The 18,057-nt window shown below is 68.8% G+C and carries 14 protein-coding genes; 10 read left to right on the top strand and 4 right to left on the bottom strand.

Going from position 1 to position 18,057, the window contains the following annotated elements; translation table 11 throughout:
- The first annotated feature begins 78 nt into the window (after window positions 1-78).
- Entirely contained in the window at window positions 79-2,055 is a 1,977-nt protein-coding gene (locus tag OG266_RS11230; protein WP_371545159.1) for an ATP-dependent DNA helicase, read from the top strand.
- A 429-nt stretch (window positions 2,056-2,484) separates the two neighbouring features.
- Here OG266_RS11230 and lexA read toward each other — a convergent pair whose 3' ends face one another.
- A complete protein-coding gene (lexA, locus tag OG266_RS11225; RefSeq protein ID WP_266474334.1) occupies window positions 2,485-3,261 on the bottom strand; it encodes a transcriptional repressor LexA in 777 nt (258 codons plus the stop codon).
- Between the two features lie 518 nt (window positions 3,262-3,779).
- On the opposite strand from lexA, the gene nrdR reads away from it, so the two are divergent.
- Together nrdR and OG266_RS11215 are read left to right on the top strand one after the other, a co-directional pair.
- Entirely contained in the window at window positions 3,780-4,343 is a 564-nt protein-coding gene (gene nrdR, locus OG266_RS11220) for a transcriptional regulator NrdR (RefSeq protein ID WP_266833575.1), read from the top strand.
- Window positions 4,344-4,493: 150 nt separating this feature from the next.
- The gene (locus OG266_RS11215; RefSeq protein WP_329545145.1) at window positions 4,494-7,394 is read left to right on the top strand and encodes a vitamin B12-dependent ribonucleotide reductase; all 2,901 of its coding nucleotides are present in this window, start codon (window positions 4,494-4,496) and stop codon (window positions 7,392-7,394) included.
- A 140-nt stretch (window positions 7,395-7,534) separates the two neighbouring features.
- Here the strand turns inward: OG266_RS11215 and OG266_RS11210 are convergent, their stop codons facing one another.
- On the bottom strand, window positions 7,535-8,068 hold the full coding sequence (locus OG266_RS11210) for a TerD family protein (protein WP_266474329.1): 534 nt from the start codon (window positions 8,066-8,068) through the stop codon (window positions 7,535-7,537).
- Window positions 8,069-8,223: 155 nt separating this feature from the next.
- On the opposite strand from OG266_RS11210, the gene OG266_RS11205 reads away from it, so the two are divergent.
- The 4 genes from OG266_RS11205 to OG266_RS11190 all read left to right on the top strand — a co-directional run bounded on the left by OG266_RS11205 (window position 8,224) and on the right by OG266_RS11190 (window position 12,611).
- Complete coding sequence (locus tag OG266_RS11205) at window positions 8,224-8,829, top strand: DUF4937 domain-containing protein (RefSeq protein WP_266474328.1); 606 nt, start codon at window positions 8,224-8,226, stop codon at window positions 8,827-8,829.
- A 104-nt stretch (window positions 8,830-8,933) separates the two neighbouring features.
- Window positions 8,934-9,593 (top strand): histidine phosphatase family protein, encoded by a 660-nt coding sequence (locus OG266_RS11200; RefSeq protein WP_266474327.1) that lies wholly within the window; start codon window positions 8,934-8,936, stop codon window positions 9,591-9,593.
- Between the two features lie 12 nt (window positions 9,594-9,605).
- Complete coding sequence (locus tag OG266_RS11195; RefSeq protein ID WP_371545154.1) at window positions 9,606-10,535, top strand: ADP-ribosylglycohydrolase family protein; 930 nt, start codon at window positions 9,606-9,608, stop codon at window positions 10,533-10,535.
- 372 nt (window positions 10,536-10,907) lie between these two features.
- A complete protein-coding gene (locus tag OG266_RS11190; RefSeq protein WP_371545152.1) occupies window positions 10,908-12,611 on the top strand; it encodes a DUF4153 domain-containing protein in 1,704 nt (567 codons plus the stop codon).
- Window positions 12,612-12,839: 228 nt separating this feature from the next.
- Here the strand turns inward: OG266_RS11190 and OG266_RS11185 are convergent, their stop codons facing one another.
- Window positions 12,840-14,399: an MFS transporter gene (locus OG266_RS11185; RefSeq protein ID WP_371545149.1), complete on the bottom strand. Its 1,560-nt coding sequence runs from the start codon at window positions 14,397-14,399 to the stop codon at window positions 12,840-12,842.
- A gap of 173 nt (window positions 14,400-14,572) precedes the next feature.
- On the opposite strand from OG266_RS11185, the gene OG266_RS11180 reads away from it, so the two are divergent.
- From OG266_RS11180 to OG266_RS11170, 3 genes are all read left to right on the top strand, one after another.
- Window positions 14,573-15,196, top strand: coding sequence for a TetR/AcrR family transcriptional regulator (locus OG266_RS11180; protein ID WP_266474319.1), 624 nt, complete (start codon window positions 14,573-14,575; stop codon window positions 15,194-15,196).
- A 220-nt stretch (window positions 15,197-15,416) separates the two neighbouring features.
- Window positions 15,417-16,118: a ribonuclease HII gene (locus tag OG266_RS11175; RefSeq protein WP_266474317.1), complete on the top strand. Its 702-nt coding sequence runs from the start codon at window positions 15,417-15,419 to the stop codon at window positions 16,116-16,118.
- A 68-nt stretch (window positions 16,119-16,186) separates the two neighbouring features.
- The gene (locus tag OG266_RS11170) at window positions 16,187-16,813 is read left to right on the top strand and encodes a hypothetical protein (RefSeq protein WP_371545145.1); all 627 of its coding nucleotides are present in this window, start codon (window positions 16,187-16,189) and stop codon (window positions 16,811-16,813) included.
- Window positions 16,814-17,262: 449 nt separating this feature from the next.
- Here OG266_RS11170 and OG266_RS11165 read toward each other — a convergent pair whose 3' ends face one another.
- Entirely contained in the window at window positions 17,263-17,898 is a 636-nt protein-coding gene (locus OG266_RS11165) for a hypothetical protein (protein ID WP_266474313.1), read from the bottom strand.
- Window positions 17,899-18,057 lie beyond the last annotated feature (159 nt).

The raw sequence follows: 18,057 nt of genomic DNA, 5'->3' as shown, positions 1-18,057 counted from the left end.
GGTGCCCGTCTTGATCGCGACCGTCGTCCCCACCTTGATCGCCCGGTTGTCAGTGGTGCCCCGTAGGGTGGCAGAGCTATGACAGAGCCCTCACTCCCCGAACTCCTGCATGCTGCCGTCACTGCCGTCGGTGGTACGGAGCGCCCTGGCCAGGTGACCATGGCCGAAAGCGTCGCGGGCGCCATCGACGACAATTCCCACCTGCTGGTCCAGGCAGGCACCGGCACCGGAAAGTCGCTCGGTTACCTGGTGCCCGCGCTCGCGCACGGGGAGCGGGTGGTCGTGGCGACCGCCACCCTGGCGCTCCAGCGACAGCTTGTGGAGCGTGACCTTCCACGGACCGTGGAGGCGCTGCATCCGCTGCTGCGCCGCCGCCCCGAGTTCGCGATGCTCAAGGGCCGGTCGAACTATCTGTGTCTGCACCGCCTGCGCGAGGGTGTGCCCCAGGAAGAGGACGGGGGCCTCTTCGACCAGTTCGAGGCGGCCGCTCCCACCAGCAAGCTCGGCCAGGACCTGGTGCGGCTGCGGGACTGGTCGGACGAGACCGAGACCGGGGACCGGGACGACCTCACGCCCGGCGTCTCCGACCGTGCCTGGGCCCAGGTGTCCGTGTCGTCCCGGGAGTGCCTGGGCGCCAGCAAGTGCGCCTATGGAGCGGAGTGTTTCGCCGAGGCGGCCCGTGAGCGCGCCAAACTCGCCGAGGTCATCGTCACCAACCACGCGCTGCTGGCGATCGACGCCATCGAGGGCGCGCCGGTCCTCCCGATGCACGAGGTGCTGATCGTCGACGAGGCCCACGAGCTGGTCTCCAGGGTCACCGGCGTCGCGACCGGCGAGCTCACACCCGGCCAGGTCAACCGTGCCGTCCGTCGCGCCGCGAAGCTCGTCAACGAGAAGGCCGCCGACCAGCTCCAGACCGCCGCCGAGGGTTTCGAGCGGCTGATGGAGCTGGCCCTGCCCGGGCGCCTGGAGGAGATCCCGGAGGATCTCGGGTACGCGCTGATGGCGCTGCGCGACGCCGCCCGTACGGTGATCTCGGCGCTCGGCTCCACGCGCGACAAGTCCGTTCAGGACGAGGACGCGGTACGCAAGCAGGCACTCGCCTCGCTGGAGACCGTGCACGATGTGTCCGAGCGGATCACCAACGGCTCGGAGTGGGACGTCGTCTGGTACGAGCGCCATGACCGCTTCGGCGCGTCGCTGCGCGTCGCTCCCATGAACGTGTCCGGGCTCCTCAGGGAGAAGCTCTTCACGGACCGCTCCGTCGTCCTGACCTCCGCGACGCTGAAGCTCGGCGGCGACTTCAACGGAGTGGGCGCGTCCCTTGGGCTCGCCCCGGAGGGCACGGAGGGCGATGACCTTCCGCAGTGGAAGGGCATCGACGTCGGCTCGCCCTTCGACTACCCCAGGCAGGGCATTCTCTACGTTGCCAAGCACCTGTCACGCCCTGCACGCGACGGCGACCGCGGGGACATGCTGGACGAGCTCACCGAGCTGATCCAGGCCGCCGGAGGCCGCACGCTAGGCCTGTTCTCCTCGATGCGAGCCGCCCAGCTCGCGGCGGAGGAACTGCGCTCGCGCATCCCCGAGTACCCCATCCTGCTCCAGGGCGAGGAGACGCTCGGCGAGCTGATCAAGAACTTCGCGGCCGACCCGAAGACCTGCCTCTTCGGCACGCTCTCCCTCTGGCAGGGCGTGGACGTCCCGGGCCCGAGCTGCCAGCTGGTCGTCATGGACAAGATCCCCTTCCCGCGCCCCGACGACCCCTTGATGAGCGCCCGCCAGAAGGCGGTCGAGGACAAGGGAGGCAACGGTTTCATGGCCGTCGCAGCCACCCACGCGGCCCTGCTGATGGCGCAGGGCGCCGGCCGCCTCGTACGAGCGTCGGGGGACCGCGGCGTCGTCGCCGTACTGGACCAGCGCCTGGCCACGGCTCGCTACGGCAGCTATCTGAAGGCGTCACTGCCCGAGTTCTGGTACACGACGGACCGTAACCAGGTACGGAGGTCCCTGGCCGCGATCGACGAGGCCGCGCGGAAGACGGAAGGCGCGTAGCGCCCCCGGGCGGGGTGGTTCGCGCCTCTGCCCGGGGGCGTGGCCGCCGTGGGCGCTTCCGCAGGCCCATGCCGATGCCGCCCGACGCAGCCTGGGCTGGCGCATGTCATCGCACGCGAGCGGGGTCGGCGAGCCCCGGGAGCCCTGGCCCAGCTCTCTACCGAGGTCTGCCGAGGCAGGAGTTCGGACAACCCCGGGCCCTGCGGCGCCACTGATCATCGGACGCCGTGCTCCACGAGGCGCAGTGCCCCACGAGGCGCCGTGCCTTAGGGTCCTGGCCGCCGGAAAGCGCCCGCACTCCGAGCGCCGGGCCAGGACAAGCCCAGCCCAAGGCCCCCGGCCAGAAAACGCACAGGGCCCCGGAACCGGCGCAGTTGGTCCCGGGGCCCGGTCAGGGGCGGGGCGGAGTGTCCCGCCCGTCGCGGCGTGCTAGACGCGCCGCAGCACTGCCACGACCTTGCCGAGGATGGTCGCCTCGTCGCCGGGAATCGGCTGGTACGCGGAGTTGTGCGGCAGGAGCCACACATGCCCGTCCTCGCGCTTGAAGCGCTTCACCGTGGCCTCGCCTTCGAGCATGGCGGCCACGATGTCGCCGTTCTCCGCGACCGGCTGGCGGCGGACGGTGACCCAGTCCCCGTCGCAGATGGCGGCCTCGATCATCGAGTCACCGACGACCTTCAGGACGAACAGCTCGCCGTCGCCGACCAGCTGGCGGGGGAGGGGGAACACGTCCTCCACCGACTCCTCGGCCAGGATGGGCCCACCTGCGGCGATACGGCCCACGAGCGGGACGTACGACGCGGCCGGCTTGCCCGCCGTGTCCGTGGGCTGCGCCGAGGACTGGTCCGAGCCCCTGACCTCGTACGCGCGCGGGCGGTGCGGGTCGCGCCGCAGGAAGCCCTTGCGCTCCAGTGCCATCAGTTGATGCGCGACCGAGGAGGTGCTGGAAAGGCCGACAGCCTGTCCGATCTCCCGCATCGACGGCGGGTAGCCGCGCCGCTGCACGGAGTCCCTGATGACCTCGATCACCCGGCGTTGCCGGTCGGTGAGGCCCGAGCTGTCCGCCCGGATGCCTGGAGGTCGGCCCGGCAGGGATCGCTTGGGCCCCTCATGATTCGCAGCTTCGTTCATCGCATGCACCGGCTCGAGTCGGCCCTGGGAGCGGTCCTGGGCAGTGATGGTGGCACTGTCTGCGGTGGTGGTCACGTCGGCCCCTCTCGATGGTCTCCCTGCTGGACAACGGTAGTTGCTTTCGAAAGGTTGCGCCAAACACACGTTCGAGTGAAAAAGTGTGGATTGCCTGTCGCGATCATGTGTCTGGGTGTATGGCTAACGCTGCACCTGGCGGACAAAAGGTCTCATTGCTGTACTCTTCCCCGCCGGGGCGACGGCTGTGCCGGTCGACCTGGGCCGCTGCCCAGTCTGCCATCCGGTACCCCGTCGACCGGGAACCGCCCCCCATTCCGTGCGGCGACCACGCTATCCCTGTGTGTCTGAAATCGGTATGGCCTTGCGGCACATGCCAATACGTGTGCGACACGCGCGTCATCGGTGAATTTGCGGGCCAAGCCCCACATGTAGTGGTTGGATTGCAGTAGCAGCCCAGAAGTTGTGGTCCCCCGGGTCTCCGGCCCCTCGGTCATCGCCTATGCTTGGGGCTGCTTCGAGGGACCCAAGGGGTCTCCCGAGCTCTATGAGTCGTGCTGTGAAGGAGGGTTGGAGCCATGCACTGCCCCTTCTGCAGGCACCCCGACAGCCGCGTCGTCGACAGTCGTACGACCGATGACGGCACGTCGATCCGCAGGCGCCGCCAGTGTCCCGACTGCTCCCGTCGTTTCACGACCGTGGAGACGTGCTCGCTGATGGTGGTCAAGCGCTCCGGCGTGACCGAACCCTTCAGCCGTACCAAGGTCATCAATGGCGTCCGCAAGGCGTGCCAGGGGCGGCCTGTCACCGAGGACGCACTCGCCCAGCTCGGCCAGCGGGTCGAGGAGGCGGTGCGAGCCACCGGAAGTGCCGAACTGACCACCCACGACGTGGGACTGGCCATACTCGGCCCGTTGCAGGAACTCGACCTCGTCGCCTATCTGCGATTCGCGTCCGTCTACCGGGCGTTCGACTCGCTCGAGGACTTCGAGGCGGCCATCGTGGAACTCAGGGAAGAGACGAGGCAGCGCCCCGCTGCGGACGAGGCGGACGACGAAGACGCCTCCGCGGAGCGCCCGGAAAGCGACCGCGGGTCCGGAGAGGCCGTCCAGGTCCCCGTGCCCGCCAACGCCGCCGACTGACGGGAAGGCCGACTCGGGTCGGCTCGTCGGTGGCGACCACAGACCTGTTGCGGGCGGCCGCGCATGCGGCGCGCGCAGCATCAGACACACACCGTGCCACGGGAAGAACGAGGCACTTCTGGGCGTTTTAGCCCGATACAGGGAGGCGGCATGACAGAGACGGCGAGCGGTCCGGCACGAGGTTCCCGCGCCAAGGGAACCAAGGCCAGCAAGGGACTGCGCATCGAGCGCATCCACACCACTCCTGGCGTGCACCCGTACGACGAGGTGGAATGGGCGCGCCGTGACGTCGTCATGACCAACTGGCGCGACGGCTCGGTCAACTTCGAGCAGCGTGGCGTCGAGTTCCCCGACTCGTGGTCGGTGAACGCGGTCAACATCGTCACCAGCAAGTACTTCCGCGGTGCTGTCGGCACCCCGCAGCGCGAGGTGAGCCTCAAGCAGCTCATCGACCGCATCGTGAAGACGTACCGGAAGGCCGGAGAGGACTACAAGTACTTCACCTCGCCCGCCGACGCCGAGATCTTCGAGCACGAGCTGGCGTACGCGCTCCTGCACCAGATCTTCAGCTTCAACTCCCCGGTGTGGTTCAACGTGGGCACGCCGCAGCCCCAGCAGGTCTCCGCCTGCTTCATCCTGTCCGTCGACGACTCCATGGAGTCGATCCTCGACTGGTACAAGGAAGAGGGCATGATCTTCAAGGGCGGCTCCGGCGCCGGCCTGAACCTCTCCCGCATCCGCTCCTCCAAGGAGCTGCTCTCCTCGGGCGGCAACGCCTCGGGTCCGGTCTCCTTCATGCGCGGTGCCGACGCCTCCGCAGGAACGATCAAGTCGGGTGGCGCCACGCGCCGCGCGGCCAAGATGGTCATCCTCGACGTCGACCACCCCGACATCGAGGGCTTCATCGAGACCAAGGTGAAGGAAGAGGAGAAGATCCGCGCCCTGCGTGACGCGGGCTTCGACATGGACCTGGGCGGCGACGACATCACGTCCGTCCAGTACCAGAACGCCAACAACTCGGTCCGTGTGAACGACACGTTCATGAAGGCGGTCGAGGCGGGCGGCAAGTTCGGCCTGACGTCCCGTATGACCGGCGAGGTCATCGAGGAGGTCGACGCCAAGTCGCTCTTCCGCAAGATGGCCGAGGCGGCCTGGGCCTGCGCCGACCCCGGCATCCAGTACGACGACACGATCAACGCCTGGCACACGTGCCCGGAGTCCGGCCGGATCAACGGCTCGAACCCGTGCAGTGAGTACATGCACCTGGACAACACGTCCTGCAACCTCGCCTCGCTGAACCTGATGAAGTTCCTGAAGGACGACGGCAAGGGCCACCAGTCCTTCGACGTCGAGCGCTTCTCGAAGGTCGTCGAGCTGGTCATCACCGCGATGGACATCTCCATCTGCTTCGCGGACTTCCCGACCCAGAAGATCGGCGAGAACACCCGCGCCTTCCGTCAGCTGGGCATCGGTTACGCCAACCTCGGCGCCCTCCTGATGGCGACCGGCCACGCCTACGACTCCGACGGCGGTCGCTCCCTCGCCGGCGCGATCACCTCGCTGATGACCGGCACCTCGTACAAGCGTTCCGCGGAACTCGCCGCGGTCGTCGGCCCGTACGACGGCTACGCCCGCAACGCGCAGCCGCACCAGCGCGTCATGAAGCAGCACTCCGACGCCAACGCCGTGGCCCCTCGCGTGGACGACCTGGACAGTCCGATCTGGGCCGCCGCCACGGAGTCCTGGCAGGACGTTCTGCACCTCGGTGAGAAGAACGGCTTCCGCAACGCGCAGGCCTCGGTCATCGCCCCGACCGGCACCATCGGTCTCGCGATGTCCTGTGACACCACCGGTCTTGAGCCCGACCTCGCGCTGGTCAAGTTCAAGAAGCTGGTCGGCGGCGGCTCGATGCAGATCGTCAACGGCACCGTTCCGCAGGCCCTGCGCCGCCTGGGCTACCAGGAGGAGCAGATCGAGGCGATCGTCGCCCACATCGCCGAGAACGGCAATGTGATCGACGCCCCGAGCCTCAAGCACGAGCACTACGAGGTGTTCGACTGCGCCATGGGCGAGCGCTCCATCTCCGCGATGGGCCACGTCCGCATGATGGCCGCGATCCAGCCGTGGATCTCCGGCGCGCTCTCCAAGACGGTCAACCTGCCGGAGACGGCGACCGTCGAGGACGTCGAAGAGGTCTACTTCGAGGCCTGGAAGATGGGCGTCAAGGCGCTCGCGATCTACCGCGACAACTGCAAGGTCGGCCAGCCCCTCTCCGCGAAGACCAAGGACAAGGAGAAGGTCGAGGTCACTGCCAAGGCCGAGGAGACCATCCGTACCGCGGTCGAGAAGGTCGTCGAGTACCGCCCGGTCCGCAAGCGTCTCCCCAAGGGCCGTCCCGGCATCACCACCTCCTTCACGGTGGGCGGCGCCGAGGGCTACATGACCGCCAACTCCTACCCGGACGACGGTCTCGGCGAGGTCTTCCTGAAGATGTCGAAGCAGGGCTCGACCCTCGCCGGCATGATGGACGCCTTCTCCATCGCCGTCTCGGTGGGCCTGCAGTACGGCGTGCCCCTGGAGACGTACGTCTCCAAGTTCACGAACATGCGCTTCGAGCCGGCCGGTATGACGGACGACCCGGATGTGCGGATGGCGCAGTCGATCGTCGACTACATCTTCCGCCGCCTGGCGCTCGACTTCCTGCCCTTCGAGACGCGCTCCGCGCTCGGCATCCACTCCATCGACGAGCGTCAGCGTCACCTGGAGACCGGGTCGTACGAGCCGTCCGACGACGACGTGGACGTCGAGGGCCTTGCCCAGTCCGCGCCTCGCGCGCAGGAACTGAAGGCCGTCGCCGCCCCCAAGGCGGAGGTCGTGATCGAGGCGGCCAAGCCCGCCCCGCAGGAGGCCCGCACCAGTGCCGAACTGGTGGAGATGCAGCTGGGTATCCAGGCGGACGCCCCCCTGTGCTTCTCCTGCGGTACGAAGATGCAGCGGGCCGGATCCTGCTACATCTGCGAGGGCTGCGGCTCGACCAGCGGTTGCAGCTGATCTGAAGAACTGAAGGGCGGCACGGCCACTGGCCGTGCCGCCCTTCAGCGTTTTCGCGTCCTGCTGATGTCCTACTGACGCCTTAGTGCTGTCCTACGGAGAGGCCTGTTTTGAAAACGCGGTCCCCCAAGGAGTGCGTTTCAGGAGTCCTCGCCGCTCCCCATGATCCTGGCGAAGGTCGCCGGGTCCGTGTCGTATCCACGGATGCCGGGGTGGAAAGTCCACTCTCCGGAACCGTCGCGCAAAAACTCCCCGACGGTAGCCGCCGTCGACCCCAGGACATCGCCGAATTCGTCCTCGGCCAGGACGGTGTAGCCCTCGCGCATGCGTAGACCGGGGTTCAGCACGCCGACGAACGTCTTGTGGCCGGAGCGCTGTTGGATGAGCACGCCGACGACCACGCGCGCGTAGCGGCTGTCGAGGCGGTTCAGCTCCAGCGTCATGACCTCGTCCCAGCCGAAGCCCTTGCCGTCCTTGCTGTCCCGGTTCAGATAGATGGTGCCGTCCGGGGAGCGGCTGTCGAAGTGCACTACGTAGGCGGGCTTTCCCTGCGGATCGGCCGCCAGATATGTCGCCGCGATGATGTCGAGATCGGTCGAGGGCTCACCTACGGGACTCGGATCCCACTTCACCGCGAGCTCGACCTTGCGGATGCCCTTGTTGAGACCGTTCACCAGATCTCCCCTCCCCGTTCCCCATCTGCTTCCCGACCCAACTGCTGTGAAATCAGGGTTGGTTGCCCATCGTGCCACGCGCGCGGGGGCGCTCGCGCGGCTGCAGTGCGCCGGAGCGTGACCGGCGCCACGTTCCATGGCCGTACGATGGCGCGGTGCTGGTCAAGTGGATTCGCTGCACCGTGGTGGACCGCCGCGGTTTCGAGCGGGGGCAGCGAAAGTGGGCGGGGCTTCTGGGGGAGCCGGGTTTCCGGGGACAGGGCGGGGGATGGAGCCGGGGGCGGTCCGGCGTCGCGCACATTTTCGCCTTCTGGGAGAGCCGTGCCTTCTACGACTCCTTCATGGCCCGTTCTCACGACAGGCTCGCCGCGACGCAATCGGGCACCTTCAAGGATTCCCAGGTCAAATTGTTCGACCACCGTTTCGACGTGAAGACCGGCTTCGAGCCGCGCTTCACGGACACCGACCTGTTGCGGGTGGCTCACTGCCGTATCCACGAGGAACGGGCCGAGCACTTCGCGCTGATGCAGGAGAAGGTCTGGAACCCCGCGATGGCTGGTTCGCCCGGCATGGTGCGGGGCCTCTTCGGGGAGGCGCCAGGACATGAGTTCCTGATCCTCTCCATGTGGCAGTCCGCCGCCGAGTTCGGCAAGTACCGCTCCGAGCGCGTGGAACGGCTCGCGCTGCGCGCTCAGACCGAGGCCGACGTGGCCGCCCTCGCGGGCGACATCGTGGAGCTGGAGCCCGCCTGGACGGTCTGACGAGGCCGCCTGCCGCGCCCCGTGTGTGCCGATGTTGTGTGATCTACGCCGTATGGAGCCCGTACGAGTGCTCGATCCGGGGTCACTCGACTTAGGGTCTTGGCATGGCACGACCACGGCGCATCGTCCTTGTCCGGCACGGCGAGTCAACGGGCAACGCCGACGACACCGTGTATGAACGCGAGCCCGACCATGCCCTGGCGCTCACCGAACGGGGCTGGCGGCAGGCGGAGGAGACCGGGAAGCGGCTTCGGGAGGTGTTCGGGCGCGAGAGCGTAAGCGTTTACGTCTCCCCGTACCGGCGTACGCACGAGACGTTCCGCGCCTTCCACCTCGACCCGGAGCTCGTACGGGTACGCGAAGAGCCGCGGCTGCGCGAGCAGGACTGGGGCAACTGGCAGGACTGCGACGACGTACGCCTTCAGAAGGCCTACCGGGACGCGTACGGGCACTTTTTCTACCGCTTCGCACAGGGCGAGTCCGGCGCCGACGTGTACGACCGGGTCGGCGGCTTTCTTGAGAGCCTTTACCGGAGCTTCGAGGCTCCCGACCATCCGCCGAACGTGCTCCTGGTGACTCACGGCCTCGCCATGCGGCTGTTCTGCATGCGCTGGTTCCACTGGACGGTCGCGGACTTCGAATCGCTGTCGAACCCGGGGAACGGGGAGTCGCGGATGCTCGTCCTCGGCGAGGACGGCAGGTACACGCTAGACCGGCCTTTCGAACGCTGGCGTGATCCGGAACCGTACGGAATCACCGGATAGAGTGGCAGTGCGATGACCGCTGACTCCTCTTCCCCCGGACGCCTGGACCGTGCCATGGCCAGCCTGCGTGGACTCGCGGTGGGGGACGCGCTGGGCTCGCAGTTCTTCGTGCCCGCGAACTACCCGCTGCTCAAGCGCCGTGAGCTGCCGCCCCGACCGTGGCAATGGACCGACGACACCGAAATGGCCTGCTCCGTAGTGGCCGTTTTGGCCGTACACGACCGCATCGACCAGGACGAGCTGGCCCGCTCCTTCGCCGAGCACCACGACTTCGACCGGGGGTACGGCCCCGCGGTCAACCGGCTGCTGAGGCTGGTCCGAGAGGGCGGTGACTGGCGCGCGCTGTCGTCCGCCCTCTTCAACGGACAGGGTTCGTGGGGCAACGGTGCCGCGATGCGGATCGCCCCTCTGGGAGCCTGGTACGCGGACGATCCGGAGCAGGCCACGCACCAGGCCGAGATCTCCGCCTACCCCACACACCAGCACCGCGAGGCCGTGGTCGGCGCCATGGCCGTCGCCGCTGCCGCCGCGCTGGCCGCCGACCCCGCCGGCCCGCCGAGCGCCGAGGCCCTGCTCGACGGCGTCATCGCGCTCGTCCCGCGCAGCGCCGTCGGCGCGGGGCTGCGGCGCGCCCGGGACATGCTCGACTACGCCGATACCGCCACCGTCGCCGCCGTCCTCGGCTGCGGGCGGCGTACTACGGCCCACGACACCGTTCCTTTCGCGCTCTGGTCGGCGGCCAGAGGCCTGGGCGACTACGAAAAGGCCTTCTGGGCGACCGCCCAGGTGGGCGGCGACATGGACACGACCTGCGCCATCGTGGGCGGCGTCGTCGCCTCCGGGAAGGCGGGGGCGCCGCCGGGGACTTGGCTGGAGCGGACGGAAGGGCTGCCGGACTGGATGCCGGGGGCGGCGTACGGGCGTATGGCGAGCGGGGCCTAGGGCCTGTCCGGCGGATCAGGCCGGAGACGCCCGGCCTTGGTGGGCGTCTCCGGTGGGCCGCAGTGGTGCTTCCTGTCTACGGCCCGCTGTGTGACTGCTTCGTGGAGGGCGATCCGCTTCGGAGGGATCCGGGACGCTGACGGGTCCCGTGAGGGGCGCGCCACACCGACGCCCGTGCCGGTAACGGCGGCCTCTGTCACAGGCTTGCTACAGCGCCACAGCCACACCCTGAGGCAGGTTGCCTGTGGATACCCTTTCCGCCACGCCGCCTGTTGATCATGCCGGGCGTGCGCCGACAAGACACCGGTCACCAGCCCTTCCGCCGTCGCGGCGTGTTGTGGGCTGTGTCAGGGCCGGCAGGGAGGGGGTTCCGTGTCCGACATACCGTCCACGTCCGAGCCGAGAGATCAGGGGACCGCGCGGCCGGGAGATGCAGAGCCCGATGCGCCGAAGATCGTGGGTTCGAGCGGAATTCGTGATCCTGAAGATGCCGTCCCCAAATCGGCCTCCAAGGGGGGCGCGACCGAGCCCGACGGGGAGGACGCGAGCGAACCCGACGAGGACACGCACTGGGCCCATCCGTCGCCCGTCCCCGTCCCCTGGCTTGCCGAGCTCCAGGTGGAGGCCCCCGCCCCGGTGCGTACGGCCACACTGTGGGCCGCGCTCGCCACCGGACTGCTCAGCATGCTGCTCCTGGGTGACGGCCTGGCGCTCAACCTGGTGATGGTCGCGATCCCGGCTGCGCTCGCCGCGTACTTCGCCGCCCAGGCCGCGGGACGACGCCCGCGTGCGTGGACGCTCGTCTGGGGCATCGGCGGAATCGCCCTGCTGGCCGTGCCCGCACTGCGCGACGCGGACTGGCCTTCGTTCCTGGCCGTGGTCACCGCGATCGCGCTGGGCTCGATGGCGGTGCACGGCGGCCGTACCTGGCCGGCCGTCCTGCTGGGCCCCATCGGCATCCTCAACGCCCTGGTCACCGGCCCCGCGTGGGGCTGGCGCGGTCTGCGCGAACGGTCCGGGAGCTCCCGTGGCAACGTCGGATCGGGGCTGCGCGCGCTCGCTGTGACGGCGGTTCTGCTGCTGGTCTTCGGGGCGCTGTTCGCGGGTGCCGACGCTGCCTTCGCCGATCTGCTCGGTGCTCTGGTGCCGGACACCTCCGTCTCCGGCGGACCCTGGCGCTTCCTGCTCCTGCTGCTCGGCCTGGTCGGCGCGCTCGCGGTGGCGCACACAGCCGCCGCGCCCATCCAGTGGGACCGCGTCGAGGTACCTGCGGGACGGCCCCGCGGCCGACTCGAGTGGGCGCTGCCGCTGATCGTGCTCACCGGGCTTTTCGCGGCCTTCAACGCCGTCCAACTCGCCGTCCTCTTCGGCGGATACGAATCCGTACTGAAGAAGACCGGCCAGACGTACGCCGAGTACGCGCGCCAGGGCTTCTGGCAGTTGCTCCTCGTCACGCTTCTGACCCTGCTCGTCATCGTCTTCGCCCTGCGCTGGGCGCCGCGTGACGGCGGGCGTGACCGGAAGCTGGTGCGCGGTGTGCTGGGAACTCTGTGCGTGCTGGCGCTCGTTGTCGTGGCATCGGCGGTGCGGCGTATGGACATGTATGTGGAGGCTTATGGACTGACGCGGCTGAGGGTCTCCGTGGTGGCCGTGGAGCTCTGGCTGGGCCTGGTCATTGTGCTCATCATGGCGGCCGGAGTGTGGGGCGCTCGCTGGTTGCCGCGTGTGGTCGCGGCGAGTGCGGCCGCCGGTGTACTCGCGTTCGGGCTGATGTCGCCCGACGGCCTGATCGCCGAGCGCAACGTTCAGCGGTACGAGGACACCGGCAAGTTCGACCTCGACTACGCGCGAGGCCTGTCCGCCGACGCGGTACCCGCCCTTGACCAGCTGAAGGAACCGTTGCGTTCGTGTGCGCTGCGATCCATCGCGGCTGACCTGGAAGAGGGCGCCGAACCCTGGTACGCCACCAGTTGGGGGGAGGCCCGTGCCCGGGACATCCTCCGCGACCAGCCCGTGTCGAAGGACGCGGACTGGAGCGCGTGCAGTGGGCTGAGCAACGAGCTCCTGTACCGGTGAGACCGGCGTGGGTCACTGAGGCGACAGCTGTCGCGCGGTGACCTGGGCAGCAGAGGTGAAAGTGCGCCGCTGAGACGCGCTCGTCGCTCGTACTTCAGACCTGCTCGTTCTTCAGATCTGCTCGTTCGTCGTACTGGAGTCCCACTTTCATGGTCCTCCTGCGGATGGCCGGACCGGCGTCCTCGCCGTCGATCCCCGGACCCCGGGCCCGGCCCTCCGCAGCCCGCGTCAGCCTCCGGCCGGCCCTGCTGTGCTTGCCGTGCCGGCGAGGGCGTCCAGGTCGCTCTTGCGGACCCGGATCACCAACGTTGCGGTAATCAGAGCCAGTAGAGCCATCGCGACGGCCGGGATGAAAGCGGTCGAAATGCCGTTGGCGAGCACCTCGTGACCCCAAGGGGCGGGCAGCTGCTGCGTCTTGGCGAACTCGGCCTTCTGTTCGGCCGAGGCGTTCGCCATGAAGTCCGGGATCTGCTTCTCCGCCTCGTTGCGGCTGGCCGAGCCGAAGACCGTGGTCAGGATGGAGAGTCCGAGCGAGCCGCCCACCTGCTGGGTGACATTGAGCATGCCTGAGGCCGCGCCTGCCTCGTGGACGGCGACACCAGAGACCGCCGTGAGGGTCAGCGTGACGAAGTTCAGCCCCATGCCGAAGCCGAACAGCAGCATCGGGCCCAGCACCCCACCGACGTACGAACTTCCGGGGTCGATGAAGGTCTGCCAGCCGAGCCCGAGCGCGACGAGCGCCGAACCGACGAGCATGAACGGCTTGGGCCCGAGGACCGGCAGGAACCGCTGGGACAGACCCGCGCCCGTGACGATCGCGACGGTCACCGGAAGGAAGGCCAGGCCCGCCTCGATCGGTGTGTAGTCCAGCACGTTCTGCACGAAGAGGACGATGAAGAAGAACATGCCGAACATGGCCGCGGCCAGGCTGAGCATGATCACGTAGGTGCCCGAGCGGTTGCGGTCGGCGAACATCTTCAGCGGGGTGATCGGTTCCTTGGCCCGCATCTCGATGAACACGAAGGCCGCCAGCAGCACCACCGCGGCACCGAAGGACCCGATGGTGAGGCTGTCGCTCCAGCCCTCCTCCGCGGCGCGGATGAACCCGTACACCAGGGCGGCCATGCCGGCTGTCGAGGTGAGCGCGCCGGAGATGTCGAAGCGCCCGGGATGGCGTTCGGACTCGCTGATGTACAGCGGTGTGAGTACGGCGATCAGCACACCGATGGGCACGTTGACGAAGAGCACCCAGCGCCAGTCGAGCCACTCGGTGAGCATGCCGCCCGCGAGGAGCCCGATCGCGCCGCCGCCGGCCGAGACCGCGGCGAAGACTCCGAAGGCCCGGTTCCGCTCCGGTCCTTCGGGGAACGTGGTGGTGATGAGGGCCAGCGAGGTGGGCGACGCGATCGCGCCGCCGACCCCTTGGAGGGCGCGCGCGGCCAGCAACTGCCAGGGTTCCTGGGCGAATCCGCCCAGCAGTGAGGCGAGCGTGAAGAGCAGGATGCCGGTCATGAAGACCCGGCGCCGCCCGAGGATGTCACCAGCGCGCCCGCCGAGAAGCAGCAGGCCACCGAAGGTGAGGGTGTACGCGCTGACCACCCAGGTGAGATCGGTCGTACTGAACTTGAGCGCGTCTTGAATGTGCGGGAGGGCGATATTCACAATCGTCGCGTCGAGTACCACCATGAGTTGGCAGGCCGCGATGACGGTGAGTGCGATGCCGGGATGCCCCTCCCGGCGGGCCGCTCCTGGTTTTGGGCCGTCCTGAATCAACTGAGAGGTTGTCACTATGGGTCCCCCACAAGTGCGTTAGTGAACGCTCGCGTTCACTGTTGCGTCAACGGTAGTGAGTCCCCGACAGTGAACGCAAGCGTTCACTGAATCTCTGCCGCGTGACGTCATGAGACCAACTCGCCCCGCCCTGGAAGTCCCGCTCCCTCATGCTCAACGGAGACACTCAGATGGTTACTTCGCGTTGGACGGCTGCCCCCGCTCGGACGGCCTCCCCGCGTCGACGCGGTGCCGTACTCGAACGGGCGATCCTCGAGGCCGCGCTGGAGCAGCTCAGTACGGTCGGCTGGAACGGCCTCACCATGGAGGGTGTCGCGGCGCGCGCCCAGACAGGCAAGGCCGCGGTCTACCGCCGCTGGCCCTCCAAGGAGGACCTTGTCGCGGACGCGCTCCAGGCCGGACTGCCGAGCCTGACGGAGGCGCCCGACTTCGGGAGTGTCCGGGAGGACCTGCTCGAGCTGTGCCGACGGGTGCGCGAGGCGATGTTCTCGCAGCCCGGTTTCGCGCTTCGCTCAGTTCTTTACGAATGCGATGCAGCTCAGGCTGAACGCTTCCATGCCGTGATCCTCGGCGGAGTCGTCGAGCCGACGCTGCACCTGCTTCGCGAGGTCATTCACCGTGGAATGGAGCGGGGAGAGGTGCGACCCGACGCCGCGAACGCATACGTCTTCGATGCCATCCCGGCGATGATGATGTACCGCTCAAAGGTGTGCGCGAGCGAATGGAGTGATGGGGATCTGGAGGAGATGATCGACCAGCTGATGGTCCCGCTGCTGCGGCGGGAGGCTGTCTGAGCGGCGTCGCGCGAGGTGCCGGATCCACCTGGTTCGAGGTGCCTGATCGGCCTTGGTCGACGGGTCCGACCGGTGTCGCTCAGGGTGCCTGATCGGTACCGCTCAAGGTCTCTGATCGGTTCCGTTCAAGGCGTCTGATCGGCCTCGCCGCGGAGCCCGTGGTCGCTCGGGAAAACCAGGGTGTCGCGAGGGGCTCCGGGCGGCGTAGTCTGATGACGCCATGCCGTACGAACCACCCACCCACACCGTCGAGCGCTCCCTCCGCGCCACGACCGGAGCGAAGATCATTGCCGGTGTCGACGAGGTGGGGCGCGGCGCTTGGGCCGGCCCGGTCACCGTCTGCGCCGCCGTCACGGGACTGCGTCGTCCCCCCGAAGGGCTCACCGACTCCAAACTCCTGACCGTCAAGCGGCGTACCGCGCTCGCAGCCGAGTTGGAGAAATGGGTGACGTCGTACGCCCTTGGTCATGCGTCTCCGGAGGAGATCGACAGCCTGGGGATGACGGCCGCCCAGCGGCTGGCGGCCGTACGCGCGCTGGAGGCCTTGCCCGAGCGTCCGGACGCCGTCATTCTCGACGGGAAGCACGACTATGTCGGCTCTCCGTGGCGGGTCCGGACGGTGATCAAGGGCGACCAGTCCTGCGTGTCCGTCGCGGCGGCCTCGGTGATCGCCAAGGTTCAGCGCGACAAAATGATGGCCGAACTGGGTATCGACCATGCAGACTTCGGTTTTGCGGCCAACGCCGGGTATCCGTCGCCCGTGCACAAGGCCGCACTGGAGGAGCGGGGCCCCACCCCGTACCACCGGCTGTCATGGGCGTATCTTGATGCGCTGCCCCAGTGGCGGCACCTCAAGAAGGTCCGCAGCTGGGCGGATGGAAGCGTTCCAGAGATCGAGGGCCAGCTCGGCTTCGATTTCTGACGGTTCCGCTCGCACTCATGTGCCACCCGCCGACGCGAGTCGCACCGGCGTTTGATAAAAATCAGCTCATGCCTCTCATTCCCGAGGAGCCTCAGATTCACGAGAGTGCCCAGGGTCCCCGCGCTACTCCGGCCAGTGGCCGCACCGCGCCGACCCCCCGTCCCGTACCTGGTCCCCGTCCCGCGGCTCCGCCGCGTCCCGGCCGTCCGGGTCCTGTCCGGCCGATGCCGGCCCAACGCACCCCGCGCGAGCCGGTCGTGGCCGCTCCGGGGCCGTCCGCCCCGGCAGCCGCAGCCGCAGCCGCCACTCCGCAGATCCAGCTCATCCCGGCCTCGGCCGAGGGCGCGCTGGACGCCGCCGAAGAAGCCGTCGACCTGCTGTTGGAGTCGGGCCGCGCCCCCGGTGAGGTGCTGGTGATCACCACCGGCGAACCGCACCCGTGGGCCGCGCACGAACTCTCCTTCGGCGAGACCGCCTACTGGGCGCAGCACGACGCGGGCGACGACGTCTTCTACGCCGACGCCTCAGTTGTGGGCCGGGCCGCGTCCCGTCCCGTGGTCGTGGTCGCCGTCAACGGCGGTCCCGACCCTGTCGCCGCCACCGCCCTGCCGCTGGCCATTGGCCGGGCCGGTGCCTTGCTGATCGTCTGCGGTGACCCGCAGCAGATCAACTCGGTGCTGGGCGCGGGGGTCTGAGCGCGTTCCGGACGTCGTCCGGGGCACGCTCGGGGGGACGCTGAGGGTGCCGCCGCGGCGGCACCTGTCCGGCGGTCATCTTGACGTGCGCGCATGCCTGTGCGCCTGTGCGGGGTGTTCCATCGGCGGTGCCCCGCGAGGGCGGTACTCCTTGCGAGCTTGCCGCATGCGGGGCCTGTAGGCGGCTTTGGCGTACGACGGGCTCTGCAGGGATCGTGCGTGCCGGTACGGGGCGTACGACTGTTGTGGCCCCGGAGGCGGGGGTTCGAGACGTGGTTCGCGAGGTGCCGTCATCTCGCCCGGCATGCGTGGGCACTTCCTCGCGACGCCTGGCCGTACGTCCTCTCGGCTGCCGTACGTCCTGCCAGCTCGCTTGGGAGATTGTTCGCCCCGGTTTTGGCTGACGGAGGCAAGCGGCTGCCCCGCCTTGGCCTGCGGTTGCCTCGGGCTCAGCGGGCGGCTGCCCGGCGAAGCACCTCCGAGGCGGCGCCGCCGGTGCGCGGCAGCAGCGGCGGTGCCGCCGTCGCGGTGAAGGACTCCGGGGGTGAGTCCGTGTTCGGACGGCGTCCGCCGCGGCCCTCGCCGAGGACCTGCCAGCCGTCACGCGTCAGTGTGATGTACGCCCCGCAGCGCAGCCCGTGAAGCGTGCAGGCGTCCCGCAGCCCCCACATCCAGGCCCCGTCCTCCTCCGTCCAACGCGCGTCGCCGTCACGGCAGTAGAGCAGCACGGCCGTGCGCACCGGAGTGCGGCGCCGCAGGTCGTGCGGGATGACCCGGCGCAGCTGCGCCAGCAGCGCGTTGCGGAACATCCAGCCGTCCGCCGGATCCGGACGCCGGGTGAACGAGGCGCTCGCGCTCAGCCGCTCGTCCGGATCAAGGACGGCCACGACCGCGGTCGAGGGCCTTGGCCGGTGCCGCGCATGCAGTCCGCTGACGACCTCACGGGGATTGCGCAGCAGCGGAATCCCGGCGGAGGCCCACTCGGCGGGTTCGAGCATCCGGGCCAGTGGGTCGGTGGAAGCGGCGGACAGATCGGCAGACGTCGACAAGGATGCCGCCGAGGACGGAGCGAATCCGAAGGTCACGTTCCTCCCTTCGGCTACGCGCCCACACTGCGGGCGGGGGTCGGACTTGGGGGAGCGCGCCGCGGCACAGCCCTACCGGACCACCGATGAGGCGTGCGGGGAGCGATCCCAATTCTTCCTGTCGAACTGGGATGCGGCAACGAGCAATTGGGGCCACCG

The organism is Streptomyces sp. NBC_00554, from assembly GCF_041431135.1.
GTDB lineage: Bacteria > Actinomycetota > Actinomycetes > Streptomycetales > Streptomycetaceae > Streptomyces.
The sequence above is the reverse complement of the archived record's forward strand: the minus strand, read 5'-3'. Positions and strand labels throughout refer to the sequence as shown.